Source organism: Diaphorobacter oryzae DSM 22780, assembly GCF_059568935.1.
This window is the reverse complement of the sequence record NZ_JCANUL010000009.1, coordinates 114,517-128,651: the sequence shown is the minus strand read 5'-3', so window position 1 is coordinate 128,651 and position 14,135 is coordinate 114,517. Positions and strand designations below refer to the sequence as shown.

At 62.8% G+C, this 14,135-nt stretch carries 16 protein-coding genes and 1 pseudogene; 13 read left to right on the top strand and 4 right to left on the bottom strand.

Annotated features, from left to right (window positions below; genetic code table 11):
* Positions 1–2 precede the first annotated feature (2 nt).
* The 3 genes from BP68_RS14570 to BP68_RS14560 form a co-directional block, all read right to left on the bottom strand.
* Positions 3–230 carry a hypothetical protein gene (locus BP68_RS14570; protein ID WP_496372996.1) on the bottom strand — a complete coding sequence of 76 codons (228 nt, stop codon included), beginning with the start codon at positions 228–230 and terminating at the stop codon, positions 3–5.
* Between the two features lie 207 nt (positions 231–437).
* Complete coding sequence (locus BP68_RS14565) at positions 438–653, bottom strand: CsbD family protein (protein ID WP_496372994.1); 216 nt, start codon at positions 651–653, stop codon at positions 438–440.
* A 53-nt stretch (positions 654–706) separates the two neighbouring features.
* Positions 707–1,021, bottom strand: coding sequence for a BON domain-containing protein (locus BP68_RS14560; RefSeq protein ID WP_496372992.1), 315 nt, complete (start codon positions 1,019–1,021; stop codon positions 707–709).
* Positions 1,022–1,322: 301 nt separating this feature from the next.
* On the opposite strand from BP68_RS14560, the gene BP68_RS14555 reads away from it, so the two are divergent.
* The 5 genes and pseudogenes from BP68_RS14555 to BP68_RS14535 form a co-directional block, all read left to right on the top strand.
* Positions 1,323–1,469, top strand: coding sequence for a lmo0937 family membrane protein (locus tag BP68_RS14555; protein WP_496372990.1), 147 nt, complete (start codon positions 1,323–1,325; stop codon positions 1,467–1,469).
* A gap of 80 nt (positions 1,470–1,549) precedes the next feature.
* Entirely contained in the window at positions 1,550–2,641 is a 1,092-nt protein-coding gene (locus BP68_RS14550; RefSeq protein ID WP_496372988.1) for a hypothetical protein, read from the top strand.
* A gap of 212 nt (positions 2,642–2,853) precedes the next feature.
* On the top strand, positions 2,854–3,573 hold the full coding sequence (locus tag BP68_RS14545; protein WP_496372986.1) for a Crp/Fnr family transcriptional regulator: 720 nt from the start codon (positions 2,854–2,856) through the stop codon (positions 3,571–3,573).
* 41 nt (positions 3,574–3,614) lie between these two features.
* Positions 3,615–4,372 (top strand): IS5 family transposase gene (locus BP68_RS14540; protein WP_496372984.1). Its coding sequence is split into 2 segments (ribosomal slippage): positions 3,615–3,942 and positions 3,942–4,372, totalling 759 coding nucleotides; the frame shifts between segments, so codons are not numbered across the junction.
* 73 nt (positions 4,373–4,445) lie between these two features.
* A pseudogene (locus tag BP68_RS14535) lies at positions 4,446–4,523 on the top strand (glutathione S-transferase); the annotation flags it as partial.
* Positions 4,524–4,653: 130 nt separating this feature from the next.
* On the opposite strand, the gene BP68_RS14530 reads toward BP68_RS14535, so the two are convergent.
* On the bottom strand, positions 4,654–5,073 hold the full coding sequence (locus tag BP68_RS14530; RefSeq protein WP_496372982.1) for a hypothetical protein: 420 nt from the start codon (positions 5,071–5,073) through the stop codon (positions 4,654–4,656).
* A 250-nt stretch (positions 5,074–5,323) separates the two neighbouring features.
* Between BP68_RS14530 and BP68_RS14525 the strand changes: the two genes are divergently transcribed.
* The 8 genes from BP68_RS14525 (at position 5,324) to BP68_RS14490 (ending at position 14,110) form a co-directional block, all read left to right on the top strand.
* Entirely contained in the window at positions 5,324–5,566 is a 243-nt protein-coding gene (locus tag BP68_RS14525; RefSeq protein WP_496372980.1) for a helix-turn-helix domain-containing protein, read from the top strand.
* 979 nt (positions 5,567–6,545) lie between these two features.
* Positions 6,546–6,989 carry a universal stress protein gene (locus BP68_RS14520; RefSeq protein ID WP_496372978.1) on the top strand — a complete coding sequence of 148 codons (444 nt, stop codon included), beginning with the start codon at positions 6,546–6,548 and terminating at the stop codon, positions 6,987–6,989.
* Positions 6,990–7,402: 413 nt separating this feature from the next.
* Positions 7,403–8,875 carry an RNB domain-containing ribonuclease gene (locus BP68_RS14515; RefSeq protein ID WP_496372976.1) on the top strand — a complete coding sequence of 491 codons (1,473 nt, stop codon included), beginning with the start codon at positions 7,403–7,405 and terminating at the stop codon, positions 8,873–8,875.
* Between the two features lie 38 nt (positions 8,876–8,913).
* Positions 8,914–9,276 (top strand): hypothetical protein, encoded by a 363-nt coding sequence (locus BP68_RS14510; RefSeq protein WP_496372974.1) that lies wholly within the window; start codon positions 8,914–8,916, stop codon positions 9,274–9,276.
* A gap of 812 nt (positions 9,277–10,088) precedes the next feature.
* Positions 10,089–11,531: a cytochrome c oxidase accessory protein CcoG gene (gene ccoG, locus BP68_RS14505; protein WP_496372972.1), complete on the top strand. Its 1,443-nt coding sequence runs from the start codon at positions 10,089–10,091 to the stop codon at positions 11,529–11,531.
* Between the two features lie 24 nt (positions 11,532–11,555).
* A complete protein-coding gene (locus tag BP68_RS14500; protein WP_496372970.1) occupies positions 11,556–12,968 on the top strand; it encodes a cytochrome ubiquinol oxidase subunit I in 1,413 nt (470 codons plus the stop codon).
* 3 nt (positions 12,969–12,971) lie between these two features.
* Entirely contained in the window at positions 12,972–13,982 is a 1,011-nt protein-coding gene (gene cydB / locus BP68_RS14495; protein ID WP_496372968.1) for a cytochrome d ubiquinol oxidase subunit II, read from the top strand.
* Complete coding sequence (locus BP68_RS14490) at positions 13,982–14,110, top strand: DUF2474 family protein (RefSeq protein WP_496372966.1); 129 nt, start codon at positions 13,982–13,984, stop codon at positions 14,108–14,110. The genes cydB and BP68_RS14490 overlap by 1 nt, the downstream gene beginning before the upstream one ends.
* Positions 14,111–14,135: the final 25 nt, after the last annotated feature.

Genomic DNA, 14,135 nt, shown 5'->3' with positions numbered 1-14,135 from the left:
GCTTACTGCGCCAGGGAGCCGACACCGATCAACAGCGCAATGACCACCAGCGTGGTCACGAAATGCGCCGCGACAAAACCGCTCAGGGTCTCGGCGGCGCATTGAAGGGCGAACCATCGGCCGCGCAATCCCCGGCACAGGTGAAGATGCTCGCCCAGGGCCGACAGCTCCCTTGAAAAAGTTTCCGCGGTGTCACCGAACGATGCGGTGCTCCAGCGGGGTGAGGCCATGACAGGGGGGGGCATCAAAAGCTCCTTGGGCACGGCCCGCAGGCCGCGCGAAACTGACAGTGAGAGGTTTGCGGACAGCCCGCAGGCAACGACGCCGACACACCGCCGTCTCCGGCTGCACTCACCCTGAGGGCTGAACCTGAGGCGCCAGCGCGGCGCGACGAAGAAAGCCGTGCGGCGAGGACGCTCAGCCGCACAGGCCCCGAACTACTTGAACCACGAATCGCTGGCCTTGCTTTCCCACTCGGCCAGCTGCTTTTCGGCATCTTCCTTGGCCACGCCATAGCGCTCCTGGATCTTGCCGGCGAGCTGGTCCCGGCGGCCGGCAATGATGTCCAGGTCGTCATCGGTCAGCTTGCCCCATTGCTCCTTGGCTTTTCCGGTCACCTGCTTCCAGTTGCCGGAGATACGGTCCCAGTTCATGGCAATGCCTTTCTGTGAGGGTGATGCATGAAAAAACGGGTACGAGCCAGCGCTCAAGGTCGCACGACGACCTCGTTTCTGACCGACCTCACGCCCTTGATCGAGCGGGCGATGCTCTCGGCCTTGTTGCGTTCCAGCGTGCTCTTGGCAAAGCCCGACAGCATCACCGTGCCGTTGAGCGTCTCGACGCTGATCGAGGTGGCCGCGACATCCTTGTCCTCGGCGAAGCTCGCCTTGACTTTGGTGGTGATCCAGGTGTCGTCGGCGTAGGCGCCGACGGTCTCCTGGCCGCGGGTGACCGCGCAACCAGCCGCGGTGAGAAGAGCCGCCGCGGCAATGGCGGCGGCGAGGGTGGTGCGAATGATCATGGCAAGCCTCCTGTGATAGTGGATGGGTTCTCTGGGGCGTGTTCGGGTGATAACGACCCTGCCCCACCGACAGAAAATCTCACAGGGTCTCCGTCAGCGAGCCTTGCAAGGCTACGCCGACGTGCGCTGCTGTCTGTACGCGAACCCACCCACTTGCGCGGCACTAGTCCACCCCGCCTCGCCTGTGTACCGCGACGCACAGACGACGGACCGACCACGCAAGAGGATGCAGATTCGTGGCATGTCGGTGAGCGAACATCCACCTGACCTTTTGCCACACCTTCGCAAAAGGAGAAGCAACATGCTGTTAACACTGGCCATCATCCTCGTGATCCTCTGGCTTCTGGGGCTCGTCACCTCCTACACGCTGGGTGGATTCATCCACATCCTGCTGGTCATCGCGGTCGTGGTGATCCTGGTTCGTCTGATTCAGGGACGAGGGCTGTAACGCCCCGACACACCTTGCAGCGGATTCCTTGTGTCCGCTGCAAGGCGTGGCGAGCTGGATCCCTTACTGGAGGACAGAACATGCGCTACCGCTATCTACTCATTGCGTTGTGGATGGTGCTCGGCTCGGTCACCTCGGCCCTGGCCCAGTTGAGCATCGGCATCGGCATCGGGCTTCCCGGCGTGAGCATCGGGATCAACCTGCCGGCGTACCCGCAGCTCGCGCGCGTGCCGGGCTACCCGGTCTATTACGCGCCGAACCTGCGGGCGAACTTCTTCTTCTACGACGGCCTGTACTGGGTCTACCAGGAGGACGACTGGTACGCGAGCGCCTGGTACAACGGCCCCTGGGGCTGGGTGGCGCCGGAGGTAGTGCCCGTGTATCTGCTGCGAGTCCCCGTCCGGTACTACCGCCACCCGCCCAGGTACTTCCGCGGCTGGCAGCCCAATGCCCCTCCCCGCTGGGGCGAGCGCTGGGGTGGTGAATGGCAGCAGCGGCGTAGTGGGTGGGATCAGTGGGATCACCGTGGCGTGCCAGCACCCGCGCCGCTGCCAACCTACCAACGCCAGTACTCGGGAGATCGGTACCCCCGTGAAGATCAGCTGCAGCGGATGCTGCACGACCAGAATTACCGCTACAAGCCGCGTGACCCCGTCGTGCAGCAACACTATCAGGAGCGGGCGGTGCCGCGCGAACCTGCCCCTGTTCAGCAGCAGCGGCAGAGCGCGCCTCGGGAGAGGCGCCCAGAGCAACCGGGCTACCAGCGTTCTATCCCTCCTGGGCCATCCCAGCAGGAGCAGGCAGCGCCCCGAGCGCCCGCGCCGGCTCCGCGAAAGTCACAGGACATGCCTCAGGAGAGAACCCTGAGACAGCCCGAGCAGGACCTCCAGCGCCCGCCAACACCTGGACGGCCTCCTTCGCAAGGCGGCTCGGTCGAACGACGTTCGGGGCCGCAGCAGCCAGGAGCAGCCCCACATGAGCCCCGGCCAGCAGCGCGGCGGGATGATGGCCATCCGCAAGGCAAAGGCGTACCCCAAGAGCCAGGGCAGTGGCAGTGGCAGGGGCAGGGGCAGGGGCAGGGGCAGGGGCAGGGGCAGGGGCAGGGGCAGGGGCAGGGGCAGGACAAGATACGCGACAAAGGTGCAGACCGAGGGCCGGGTCGCGACCATTGAAAAGCCTGTGGGCTGACTCTCAGGAAGGGCACACAAGCCTCATGAGAGTGCGGGGGGAGTGGTCTTGCGCCGGGCCTGCGCCCGCGCAAGGCATTGCCGTTTCCGCTTGTGTGCGGGCCCAGGCCGCAGTTATGCTTATTTTTTGGGCAGCCATACCTTACATTGCATCGAATGGACGCTAAAAAGTAGGCTCGCTGTGGTGGAGGCCAAGCATGGAAAAATCCGATCTTTACCAAAAGAACCGCCTGCTCGCCGCCTTGCCGGAGCCTGAATGGAGCCGGTGGCACAGCGAACTGGAACTCGTTGACCTGCCCCTTGGACAGGTGCTGTACGAGTCCGGTATCCGCATGAACCACGTCTATTTTCCAATCGACGCCATCGTGTCGCTGCTGTATGTCCTGGAGGATGGCGGTTCTACGGAAATCGCGGTGGTGGGTAACGACGGGGTGGTGGGGATTGCCATCCTCATGGGGGGAGAGTCCACCACCAGCAGGGCCTTGGTGCAGAGCGCTGGCAAGGGGTTGCGCATGCGTGCACAGGTGATCCAGGAAGAGTTTGGCCGATCAGGTCCTGTGCGGTATCTGATGCTGCGCTACATCCAGGCACTGATTGCACAAATGGCCCAGACCGCAGTGTGCAACCGGCACCATTCCCTGGATCAGCAACTGTGCCGTTGGCTTCTGCTTAGCCTGGACCGACTGGAGGGGACTGAGCTGGTCATGACACAGGAACTGATCGCCAACATGCTGGGCGTGCGGCGGGAAGGCGTCACGGAGAGCGCGCTCAAGCTTCAGCGCGCAGGGCTCATCCGCTATGCACGCGGACACATCACCGTGTTGGACCGGCTGGGCCTGGAGCGGCGGACGTGCGAGTGCTACGCCGTAGTCAGGGATGAGTACAGCCGCCTGTTGCCTCGTGGCATGGCGACCTAGGGCGTGTCATCAAATCTGGTTGATGCTTCGTTATCAGGAGCATGCATCGCAGATACGCCTCGACAGATAGCCAATGGACTCAGATCCAAGACCTGTTGCCCGGTAGGGCTGGACATGTCGGAGCCCCGGCCAAGAACAACCGGCTGTTTGTCGATGCAGTGCTGTATCGCTACCGCGCCGGCATTCCATGGCGTGACCTGCCCGAGTGCTTGGGCGATTTCCGGGTGGTGCACCTGAGCCACATGCGCTGGAGCCGAAGTGGGGGGTGGCAACGCGTTTTCCAAGCCCTGGCCCAGGATGCAGGCAACAAGTACGCCATGATCGATGCAGCCATCGTGCGAGCCCACCAGCACAGCGGCGGCGGTAAAGGGGGGCCGAGGCGCAAGCCATCGGGCGCAGCCGAGGGTGCTTGAGCACCAAGATCCACGCCACGGTGGATTCGCTGGGCAATCCCACAGGCTTTGTGCTTACCGCAGGACAAGCCTCGGATCTGGACGGCGCGGATGTCCTACTCAAGGACATCGATGCCCGGATGGTCATCGCCGACAAGGCATATGACGCTCAGCAGCGGGTGGTCGATCCGCTACTGGAGGCGGGCAAGGCTGTGGTCATCCCCAGCATCCGCACTCGCAAGGTGCAGCGTGCATACGACCGGCATCTCTACAAGGCACGCCACTTGATCGAGAACTTCTTCGCACGCTTGAAGCAGTACCGGGCCATCGCTACGCGCTACGACAAGACCGCAACTGCCTTCCTGGGGGCCATACATCTGGCTGCCACTGTCGTTTGGCTCATTTGATGACACGCCCTAGGCGGGCTGATGCGCTGGCTGCGTCAATCCGCCTAGTCGATTGCTGCTACCAAGGCTTCCCATGCTCACCGTCCACCACCTTGAAACGTCGCGCTCGCGGCGCATCCTATGGCTGCTTGAAGAGCTGGCTGTTCCCTATGGCAGCTGTAGTTGCTGTCCAACAGCAGAGCGACGATGATCAGAACCGACACTAGGGTACGCCCAAGCAAAATTGACCCGCTGTCCACCTTCCGCCGCCGATGTCAACAAGATCGGCAACAGCTGATCGACTACTGCGCAACCCAACCCAGGCGCGCCATGCAGCCCCTGTGGATGTCCTTTTGGGCACGTTTTGCATCCCACATAGCTCTGATGGCCGCACCCTGGGCAAAACCACCAGTAAATGACTGCACAGGGTTCACGGCGGGTGTAACGGTAGCGTTGTAGTTACTGGTGTTGATGCCTTGGTTGCCATAGGTCGTGCTGCTGCCGCTTACGTAGTAGCCGCTAGGAGTGGCTGAAGCCACTGCTATTGCCGGCATAGGAGCAGTCCCTTGGACAACCTGCGCGCAATACCCGTTGTCGATAGACAACCGCTGCTCATGCAGCGCAGGACTGCTGCTGTAGTTTGGATGGCGCCACTGGGTATTGGCGCAAGCACCCAAGGTCAGGATCAGCGTAAGGCCGCAGACGATTTTTCCTCGAATCATGAAGGCTCTCTCTCGTCGAAAGTGAGTTGGTAAAAGTGGCCCTGCCCGCTGCGTACAACATGAAAGTCAAGCAGGAGGGGGGAAAGGGATGACGACTGAGTTACCCCTGTTGGCCACAACTTGTGGCATTCATCAGGCATAGGAGGGTGGCGATAGAGAGTGTGAAGCTCACATCATCAAATTCCAACTATGGTTGGAAGACGAGCGTAGCACTTTCCTTTGAAATTTCCAACAATAGTTGGAGAATTCATTGGATATTGCAATCGCGTTCGGCGGCGTCCTGCGCAAGCTTCGGAAAGAGGTGGGCCTGACGCAAGAACAGCTCGGTTTTGAGGCCGAGTTGGAGCGCAACTACATCAGCATGCTGGAGCTGGGGCAGCGCCAACCTACTTTGACGACACTGTTCAAATTGGCGGCACCTTTGAAAACCCCGCCATCAAAAATCGTGACGCTGCTGGAGAAGGCAATCGTGCTCCCTCGCAGTGATACCTAGGAAGGGGTGGGCGAACGCTCCCCGTGACCTGCTTACTTTTCTAGCTTTGTGAGCACAACAACCCGGCGTTGGTCACGGCCGCCTTCTCTGCGAGGGACCAGCGCCTGCGGCGCTGGTCTTTAACAACTACCTCTCGCGTTGTCGCACTACGAGGCCGTGCCGCCGGCCGTCCAGCAGACGTTGATGGGGCAATACCGGGTGCGCGAAGACGACTAGGAAAAGCGCAGCGCCAATGCTCAGCTTGCACGCGCGCTGCCGGGCAATCGACTTGGGTGTACCGTGAGATCAAAATGCTCCCTCGCCCGGCGATTGCGATCGCCCTAATTTTTGTGGCAAATGTCTAGTAAGCAGCGAAAGCGGCCGTCGGGCCGCTGGTCAGCGAGATCGGCTACCGCGAATGGAGCGGTCACCGATGAACCGTCAGATGCCCCTGTCCAGAGCCCGCCCAGGTGCCCGTGCGCACACCGATCGTCAACGCTGCCATGCTTAGCGATTCAAAGGAGCTTTAGTTGGGATGGGAAGTAGAGCGATCAGGATTCGGACCAAACCACCGCTACTTGGGCTTTATTCGCTAACTCGAGGATGTTCACCAGCCACCCCGCGCATCGCGCTCCCAGCATGACGAGATCTGCCGTGGCCTGTGATTTGAACCGGTACAGCATGGGCAGCTTTCAGTTGGGCAGAAGAGAGGCTTGGACGACCGGTGCGTCGGACACGATTGACCACAGCGGCTATTACAACCTTACGCTCACAGGCGCGATTTGCGCAAACCTGAAAGTCAAACAGGCGCCCGATGCGCTTCGTTAAGGCATCCGATCGCACAGGGTTGCGCACCGGGAAAAAAAGGTGTTTGATGCATCTTGCGCTGGCCCCTTACAAGAAGGCTACGTTGGCATTCGTCGCAGCCCCCCGCTTGTCGCGGGCTTGCACAACAAACTCGATGCTCGGCCGCACCAAAGGCCCTGGAAAGGAGTGCCCAATGTACAAGAAGATTCTCGTGGCGACCGATGGCTCCAAGCTGTCCACAACGGCGGTTGTCGCTGCCTCCAAGCTGGCAGTTGAACTCGGCGCATCGTTGACGATGGTGCGGGTGGTGCCAAAGTACCCCAATGCGTTCTTCGACGGCCAGCCTGTGCTCAGCGCCAAACAGGTGAGCGAACTGGAAAAAACACAAGTGCAGAAGGCCCAGGCCTCGCTGAACGAGTTGAGAGAGGAAACGGTGGACCAGCACATCACCGTGAACACCGCCGTGATGAAGTCGACCAATGTGTCCGAGGCACTGTTGAAGGTCGCCCAGAAGATGAAAGCAGATCTCATCGTGATGGCCTCTCACGGGCGTGGCGGGATCAAGCGCGTGCTGATCGGCAGCGAAACCCTGCAGGTGCTGACGCACTCCGAGATACCGGTGCTGGTAGTTCGCTGAACGCGGTGGCGGACCCACCAGCCCAAACACCTGTGTCCCCACACTTGAGCCCAACCTATCGGTGCTTACCAGACCCGCGAGCCTCGCATCCCTTCACCTATTGGAAGCGCCTGAGATAGCGATAACAACGGCCCATTTGGCTCGGCGCGTCGGGGCTTAGGGGTATCCAGAAGCGACATTGTTGGCATCGCATAGGGTGGTCTCATTGCGCCTGAACATGCACTTCCGCGTGCCAGGCTTGCGTTGAAATTGTTCAGCATGGGCACCGGCCGATCTCCCATCGTTTGGGATCAGCTCGATGGTGATGACCTGTCACCTCCACGATACCCTAGGGCAGTTCCGCACGACAAGCCAACATGGCGGGCGATGAGGAGAGCAGAATCACCGAGCAAAATTTGCAAACGGAGGCTCACATGCGTCTGGCACTGACCAACCACCGGATCAGCCTCGCCACCATCGCGACATGGGCGATGTTCAGTCGCGGACTGGAGCCCGAGTTCGACGATGCCGTCCATCGGCAACTGGCGCAGCTCAAGGGCCCCGCCCGTGAGACCGATCCACGCATTCGGGACCTGACCGGCTTGCCCTGGTGTTCGATCGACAACGACGACTCAAAAGATTTGGACCAACTGACGGCCATAGAACCGAAGGGCAAAGGCCAGATGCAGGTCTGGGTCGCAATCGCCGACGTTGACTCGCTGGTCAAGAAGGACTCTTCGATTGACGCACACGCCCACCACAACACCACATCGGTGTACACGTCGGCACGAGTGTTTACGATGCTCCCCGAGCGGTTGTGCCACGACCTGACGTCTCTCAACCCTGACCAGAACCGACTGGCTCTTGTCGTTGAGATGCTGTTCAGCGATGACGGTGTCCTGGCCGGCTCCACCATCTTCCGCGCCTTGGTGCGCAACAAGGCTCAGTTGGCCTACGACGCCGTCTCGGCGTGGCTACAAGGCGAGGGTGAGCTGCCCGAGCCAGCGCGACGCGTCGCTGGCATGAATACCCAGCTGCGTCTGCAAGATGAGCTCGCACAGAAGCTTCGTGTCTTGCGCAGGGCGCAGGGTTCACTGGAGTTTGAGACCTTCCAGCCCAAAGCGCTGTTTGCAGGGGAGCGCATCGTCGACATTCGCCAGCAACCGCACAACCGTGCTCGGCAACTCATAGAAGAGCTGATGATCGCTACCAATGGGTGTACAGCACGATTTCTGGCGGCGCAGGGCAGCGCGTCGCTTCGCCGCGTGGTTCGCTCACCGGAGCGCTGGCAGCGAATCGTCCAAGTGGCATACGGATACGGCGTCAGTCTTCCGCACCAGCCCGACGCCAAGGCTCTCGAGGCCTTTCTGGCCCGCCAACACCAGGCCGACCCGTTGAGATTCCCCGACCTGTCGCTGGTAATCGTCAAACTTATGGGGTCTGGTGAGTACGTGGTGGAGCATCCGCAAAGCGAGGCAATCGGTCACTTTGGTCTTGCGGTCCAAGACTACATGCACTCCACCGCACCCAATCGGCGCTACCCGGATCTGCTCACCTTGCGGTTGATCAAGGCGGTGCTTTCCGGGACTCCCCCGCCCTATTCGAACGAGGAACTGTCAGAGCTCGCCGCGCACTGCACCGTCCAGGAGGATGCCGCGCAAAAGGTGGAGCGGCAGATGCGCAAGTCCGAAGCGGCCTTGCTGCTGCACTCGCGTATCGGTCAGGTATTTGATGCGCTGGTCACCGGGATCGACGACCACGGCGCCTGGGTTCGGATTGTCGAGCCACCGGCTGAAGGCCGACTCAAGGGGGGTGTAGCCGACCTCAGGGTGGGGCAATTGCTCCGGGTCAAGCTGGTGGCAACCTCGGTTGAGCGGGGTTTTATCGATTTCATGATGCTGCGCTGACCCGATACCGGCCTAGCAGCGTGCCCAGGAAAAGCGACATGAAGCCGATCTACGAGCCGATTCACATTCCACCAATACCCGCCAGGGGCTTTGCAGTCCGCCTGTTGACACATGCCAGCATTGCTCTGGGAATCGTTGCTTTCTCGTTAATGGTCGGGATGTGGGGATACAGGGCATTCGAGCGAATGACATGGTTGGACGCCTTCTTCAATTCGGCCATGCTTCTCGGCGGTATGGGCCCCGTGAAGACCACCGACATGTCAGACGCTGGTAAGCTGTTCGCTGGCTTCTACGCGCTTTACTCGGGGCTGGTGCTCATCGCGGTTATGGGGGTCATGCTTGTCCCGGTGGTTCACAGGATCCTCCACGTTTTTCATTGGTCCAGCGATATCGGCAGCTAGCTTTAAGCGTAGCGGCGACGGAACGTCATGCCGAACCCGTGGACGATAAGCGCAGGGGGCGTACCGGTAACTGTGTGCTCGACATAGGAGTCCTCGGTCGGCGCCAGCGTCAGCTTGTTTTGGCAACTATCGTTGCAATACAGTGATCCGTGATGGCATCTACTGATTTGATCGTATGCACCGGATCTACAGGGACACCGCTAAACAAACTTTCAATGTTTGCTCTGAGTCGTAAGCAGTCTCCGAGATGCCAAACGCGAACGACCGCGACCAGCCTGAAGCCGCCGCCCCTGGCGCAGCCATCTGCCGTACGGCTGATGCACCTCGTCATCTACTTCGTCCGCCCTGAACAATCCCTTTCTCAGCCGTAGGCCGGTCGGCGATTACCGGCAGCGGCGAGCAGTGCAGCAATGACCGTCTGCATGGTCAGCTCGACGCAGGCGCAGTAAAGCCGCAGCGCGGCCAGGATCATGCGCAGGTTGTGTCCAGCACCGTGAGCGTTCAGTCCTCCCATCTTGAAGGCTGCTCTGCGGCATAGGAGCCTCGTGTCCACCTCAACTCTTGGTGGACACGTGAACACTATCCCCGACAACCAAGCCGGCCATCCGCGCAAGCCATCGGGCGCCCATCCGCCCCAAGCCGTTTGTTGCCCGTGCTTGCACGCCGAGCCTCGGGCTCGTCACCGCAGCACCGCATCTGATACGCAAAATTGATCAATTTCTGCGGCTGTTTTTTTAGAGCTACCAAGGCCATAGTCCCCAGGTATCGCGGCACCCCGAGGTCACCCCGGGCACCGCGACCACGAGGTACCCATGTCCCCCCAACAACCATCCCCCCACACCCCCGCCCCGCGCAAAATCATCCCAATCGCCGCGGATTCCGGCGCCCTCTACGAGGCCCGCAAGAAGATCCAGCCACGCTCCATCCGCGGGACCTTCGCGGCCTGGCGCTGGATCATGGTCTGGGTCACGCAGATTGTTTTCTACGGCCTGCCCTGGCTCGAATGGGGTCAGCGCCAGATGGTGCTGTTCGACCTCGGTGCCCGGCGCTTTTACCTGTTCGGCCTGGTGCTCTACCCGCAGGATTTCATCTACCTCACGGGCCTGCTGATCATCTCGGCGCTCGCGCTGTTCCTCTTCACGGCCACGGCCGGGCGGCTATGGTGCGGCTTTGCCTGCCCGCAGACCGTCTACACCGAGATCTTCCTCTGGATGGAGCACCGCATCGAGGGCGAACGCAGCGCGCGCCTGCGGCTCGACGCGAGCGGCTGGACGCTCGAAAAACTGGGCAAGCGCACGACCAAGCATGGCGCCTGGATCGCCTTCTCGCTGTGGACGGGCTTCAGCTTCGTGGGCTACTTCGTGCCCATCCGCGCGCTGGGCGGCGAGCTGCTAGCCCTGCAAGGCTCGTGGCAAGTGTTTTGGGTGCTGTTTTATGCGCTGGCCACCTACGGCAACGCGGGCTTTCTGCGCGAGCAGGTCTGCAAGTACATGTGCCCCTATGCGCGCTTCCAGAGCGCCATGTTCGACCAGGACACGCTCATCGTGACCTACGACGCGCAGCGCGGCGAGCCGCGCGGCGTGCGCGCCAAGCAGGGGGCGAAGACGCTTGCCGCCGCGGAGCTTGGCGACTGCATCGACTGCACGCTCTGCGTGCAGGTCTGCCCCGTCGGAATTGACATCCGCAAGGGCCTACAGTATGAATGCATTGGCTGTGGGCTGTGCATCGATGCGTGCAACAGCGTCATGGACAAGGTGGGCCTGCCGCGCGGCCTGATCCGCCTGGCGACGAGCAATGGCATCGCGGGCCGCTGGAGCACTGCACGCATGCTGCGCCGGGTGGCCCGGCCGCGCGTGCTGCTCTATGCGGCCATCCTCGTGGCGCTGAGCGCGGCCATGATCGCCAGCCTCGCGCAGCGCACGCCGCTCAAGGTCAATGTGGTGCGCGACCGCGCCGCACTGTCGCGCATCGTTGCCGGAGGCCAGCTCGAGAACGTCTATCGACTGCAGATCATGAATGCCACCGAAGCCCCCCAGCGCTACCGCATCCAGGCACGCGGCGTCGAAGGCGTGGTGGTGGCCTCCGAGCCCGAGATCGAGGTCGGCGCCACGCAGTCGCAATGGGTGGCCGTGCGGCTGCGCATTCCCTATGGTTCGGCGCCCGAGGGGGCGCATCCCGTGTTCTTCGAGGTAGCGTCGCTGGGCCCCGAACCCGCGCGCGTCTCCGAGAAAACATCGTTCCTCGTGCCGCGCTGAGCGGCTCATAAAAGGAGGCGCTCCATGTGGGGATTCACGGCACTCGAGCTCGCACGCGCGCAGTTCGGCTTCACGATCTCGTTTCACATCATCTTCCCCGCGATCACCATCGGTCTCGCGAGCTATCTGGCCGTGCTCGAAGGCCTCTGGCTCTGGCGCAAGAACCCCGTGTACCGCGACCTCTACCACTTCTGGTCGCACATCTTTGCCGTGAACTTCGCCATGGGCGTGGTCTCGGGGCTGGTCATGGCCTACCAGTTCGGTACGAACTGGAGCCACTACTCGGCCTTTGCGGGCAGCATCACTGGGCCGCTGCTGGCCTACGAGGTGCTCACGGCCTTCTTCCTCGAGGCCGGCTTTCTGGGCGTGATGCTGTTCGGCTGGCACAAGGTGGGCCCGGGGCTGCACTTTTTCGCAACGCTGATGGTGGCACTGGGCACGCTGGTCTCGGCCACCTGGATCCTGGCCTCCAACAGCTGGATGCAAACGCCCCAGGGCTTCGAGATCGTCAACAACGTGGTGGTGCCCGTGAACTGGTTCGAGGTCATCTTCAACCCCTCGTTTCCCTACCGGCTCGCGCACATGACGATGGCGGCCTTCATCTCCACGGCGCTGTTCATCGGCGCCTCGGCGGCCTGGCACCTGCTGCGCCGCAACGATAACCCGCGCGTGCGCACCATGCTCTCCATGGCGCTGTGGATGCTGCTGGCCGCCACGCCCGTGCAGATCGCGCTGGGCGACATGCACGGGCTCAACACCCTCGAGCACCAGCCCGCCAAGCTGGCCGCCATGGAAGGCCACTGGGAGAACCGGCCGGGCCAGGGCGTGCCGCTCGTGCTGTTCGGCTGGCCCGACATGGCCAGCGAGACCACGCGCTATGCCGTGGGAGTGCCACGCCTGGGCAGCCTGATCCTCACGCACTCGTGGGACGGCCAGTACCGGAGCCTCAAGGAGTTTGCGCCCCAGGACCGGCCCAACGTGCCCGTGGTCTTCTGGAGCTTTCGCGTGATGGTCGGGCTGGGCATGCTCATGCTGCTGCTGGCCTGCTGGGGCACCTGGCTGCGCTGGCGCGGACGGCTCTATGGCTCGCGCGGCTTTCTGCGCTTCGCGACCTGGATGGGCCCCTCGGGACTCATCGCCGTGCTGGCCGGCTGGTACACCACCGAGATCGGGCGCCAGCCCTGGATCGTCTACGGAGTCATGCGCACGCAGGACGCGGTCTCCAACCACTCGGCCCAGGTGCTCGGCGCCACGCTGCTGATCTTCATCGTCGCCTACCTCGCGGTGTTCGGCATCGGGGTGCGCTACATGCTCAAGCTCGTGGCACGCGGGCCGCAGCCCTGGGATACGGGCAGCGAACACGAGCAGCCCAGCCAGCGTCCGGCCCGTCCGCTTTCGGCGGCACCGGACTCGCCCGTCCACCCTCACCGGGAGTGAATCATGGGGATTGATCTGCCAGTCATCTGGTTCGTCATCATCGCCTTCGGCCTGATGATGTACGTCATCATGGACGGGTTCGACCTGGGCATAGGCATCCTGTTCCCGTTCGTGCCGGAGCGCAGCAGCCGCGATGTGATGGTCAACACCGTGGCTCCCGTCTGGGACGGCAACGAGACCTGGCTCGTGCTGGGCGGCGCAGGGCTCATGGCCGCGTTCCCCCTGGCCTATGCCGTGGTGCTCAGCGCCCTGTACCTGCCGCTGCTGCTCATGCTGCTGGGGCTGATCTGGCGCGGCGTGGCCTTCGAGTTCCGCTTCAAGGCCGATGCGCACCACCGCCCGTTCTGGGACCTCGCGTTCATGGCGGGCTCCTACGTGGCCACCTTCTTCCAGGGCGTGGCGCTGGGCGCGTTTCTCAACGGCTTCGAGGTGCAGGGCGGCAGCTACGCCGGAGGGACTTGGGACTGGCTCACACCCTTCAGCCTCTTCACGGGCATGGGCCTCATCGTGGCCTACGCCCTGCTGGGCGCCACCTGGCTCATCGTGAAGACCGAGGGCTCGCTGCACGCGCGCATGGTGGCCCTGGCACGGCCCGCCACGCTGGCCCTGCTCCTGGCCATGGCCATCGTGAGCCTCTGGACGCCGCTGACCCATGCGGCCATTGCCCAGCGCTGGTTCAGCTGGCCCAACCTGGCCTTCTTTGCCCCCGTGCCACTGCTCGTGCTGCTCACAAGCGGCCTGCTGCTGCGCAGCCTGCGCCACGACCTGCCGGGCGCCACGCCCTTCATGCTCGCGCTGGGCCTGCTGTTCCTGGGCTACAGCGGGCTGGGCATCAGCATCTGGCCCCACATCATCCCGCCGGCCATCACGATCCGCGAGGCCGCCGCGCCGCCGCAGAGCATGGGCTTCGCGCTCGTCGGCGCGCTGCTGATCATCCCCGTCATCCTGGCCTACACGGCCTGGTCCTACTACGTGTTCCGCGGCAAGGTGCGGCATGGAGAGGGCTACCACTGATGGCCGCGCCCGGCTGGTGGCGGCGCCTGGGCTGGCTGCTGCTGATCTGGGCGGCCAGCGTGGCCGCGCTGGCCGTGGTGGCCCTGTTGGTGCGCCTGCTCATGGGCCTGGCGGGCCTGCGCGCCTGAGACGCCGCGGCAACCGCCAGCGCCG

Bases quoted from the DNA above. Each gene is read 5' to 3' on its own strand.
- BP68_RS14570 (WP_496372996.1), bottom strand. From the start codon at position 230: ATGGCCTCACCCCGCTGGAGCACCGCATCGTTCGGTGACACCGCGGAA.
- BP68_RS14565 (WP_496372994.1), bottom strand. From the start codon at position 653: ATGAACTGGGACCGTATCTCCGGCAACTGGAAGCAGGTGACCGGAAAA.
- BP68_RS14560 (WP_496372992.1), bottom strand. From the start codon at position 1,021: ATGATCATTCGCACCACCCTCGCCGCCGCCATTGCCGCGGCGGCTCTT.
- BP68_RS14555 (WP_496372990.1), top strand. From the start codon at position 1,323: ATGCTGTTAACACTGGCCATCATCCTCGTGATCCTCTGGCTTCTGGGG.
- BP68_RS14550 (WP_496372988.1), top strand. From the start codon at position 1,550: ATGCGCTACCGCTATCTACTCATTGCGTTGTGGATGGTGCTCGGCTCG.
- BP68_RS14545 (WP_496372986.1), top strand. From the start codon at position 2,854: ATGGAAAAATCCGATCTTTACCAAAAGAACCGCCTGCTCGCCGCCTTG.
- BP68_RS14530 (WP_496372982.1), bottom strand. From the start codon at position 5,073: ATGATTCGAGGAAAAATCGTCTGCGGCCTTACGCTGATCCTGACCTTG.
- BP68_RS14520 (WP_496372978.1), top strand. From the start codon at position 6,546: ATGTACAAGAAGATTCTCGTGGCGACCGATGGCTCCAAGCTGTCCACA.
- BP68_RS14515 (WP_496372976.1), top strand. From the start codon at position 7,403: ATGCGTCTGGCACTGACCAACCACCGGATCAGCCTCGCCACCATCGCG.
- BP68_RS14510 (WP_496372974.1), top strand. From the start codon at position 8,914: ATGAAGCCGATCTACGAGCCGATTCACATTCCACCAATACCCGCCAGG.
- ccoG (WP_496372972.1), top strand. From the start codon at position 10,089: ATGTCCCCCCAACAACCATCCCCCCACACCCCCGCCCCGCGCAAAATC.
- BP68_RS14500 (WP_496372970.1), top strand. From the start codon at position 11,556: ATGTGGGGATTCACGGCACTCGAGCTCGCACGCGCGCAGTTCGGCTTC.
- cydB (WP_496372968.1), top strand. From the start codon at position 12,972: ATGGGGATTGATCTGCCAGTCATCTGGTTCGTCATCATCGCCTTCGGC.
- BP68_RS14490 (WP_496372966.1), top strand. From the start codon at position 13,982: ATGGCCGCGCCCGGCTGGTGGCGGCGCCTGGGCTGGCTGCTGCTGATC.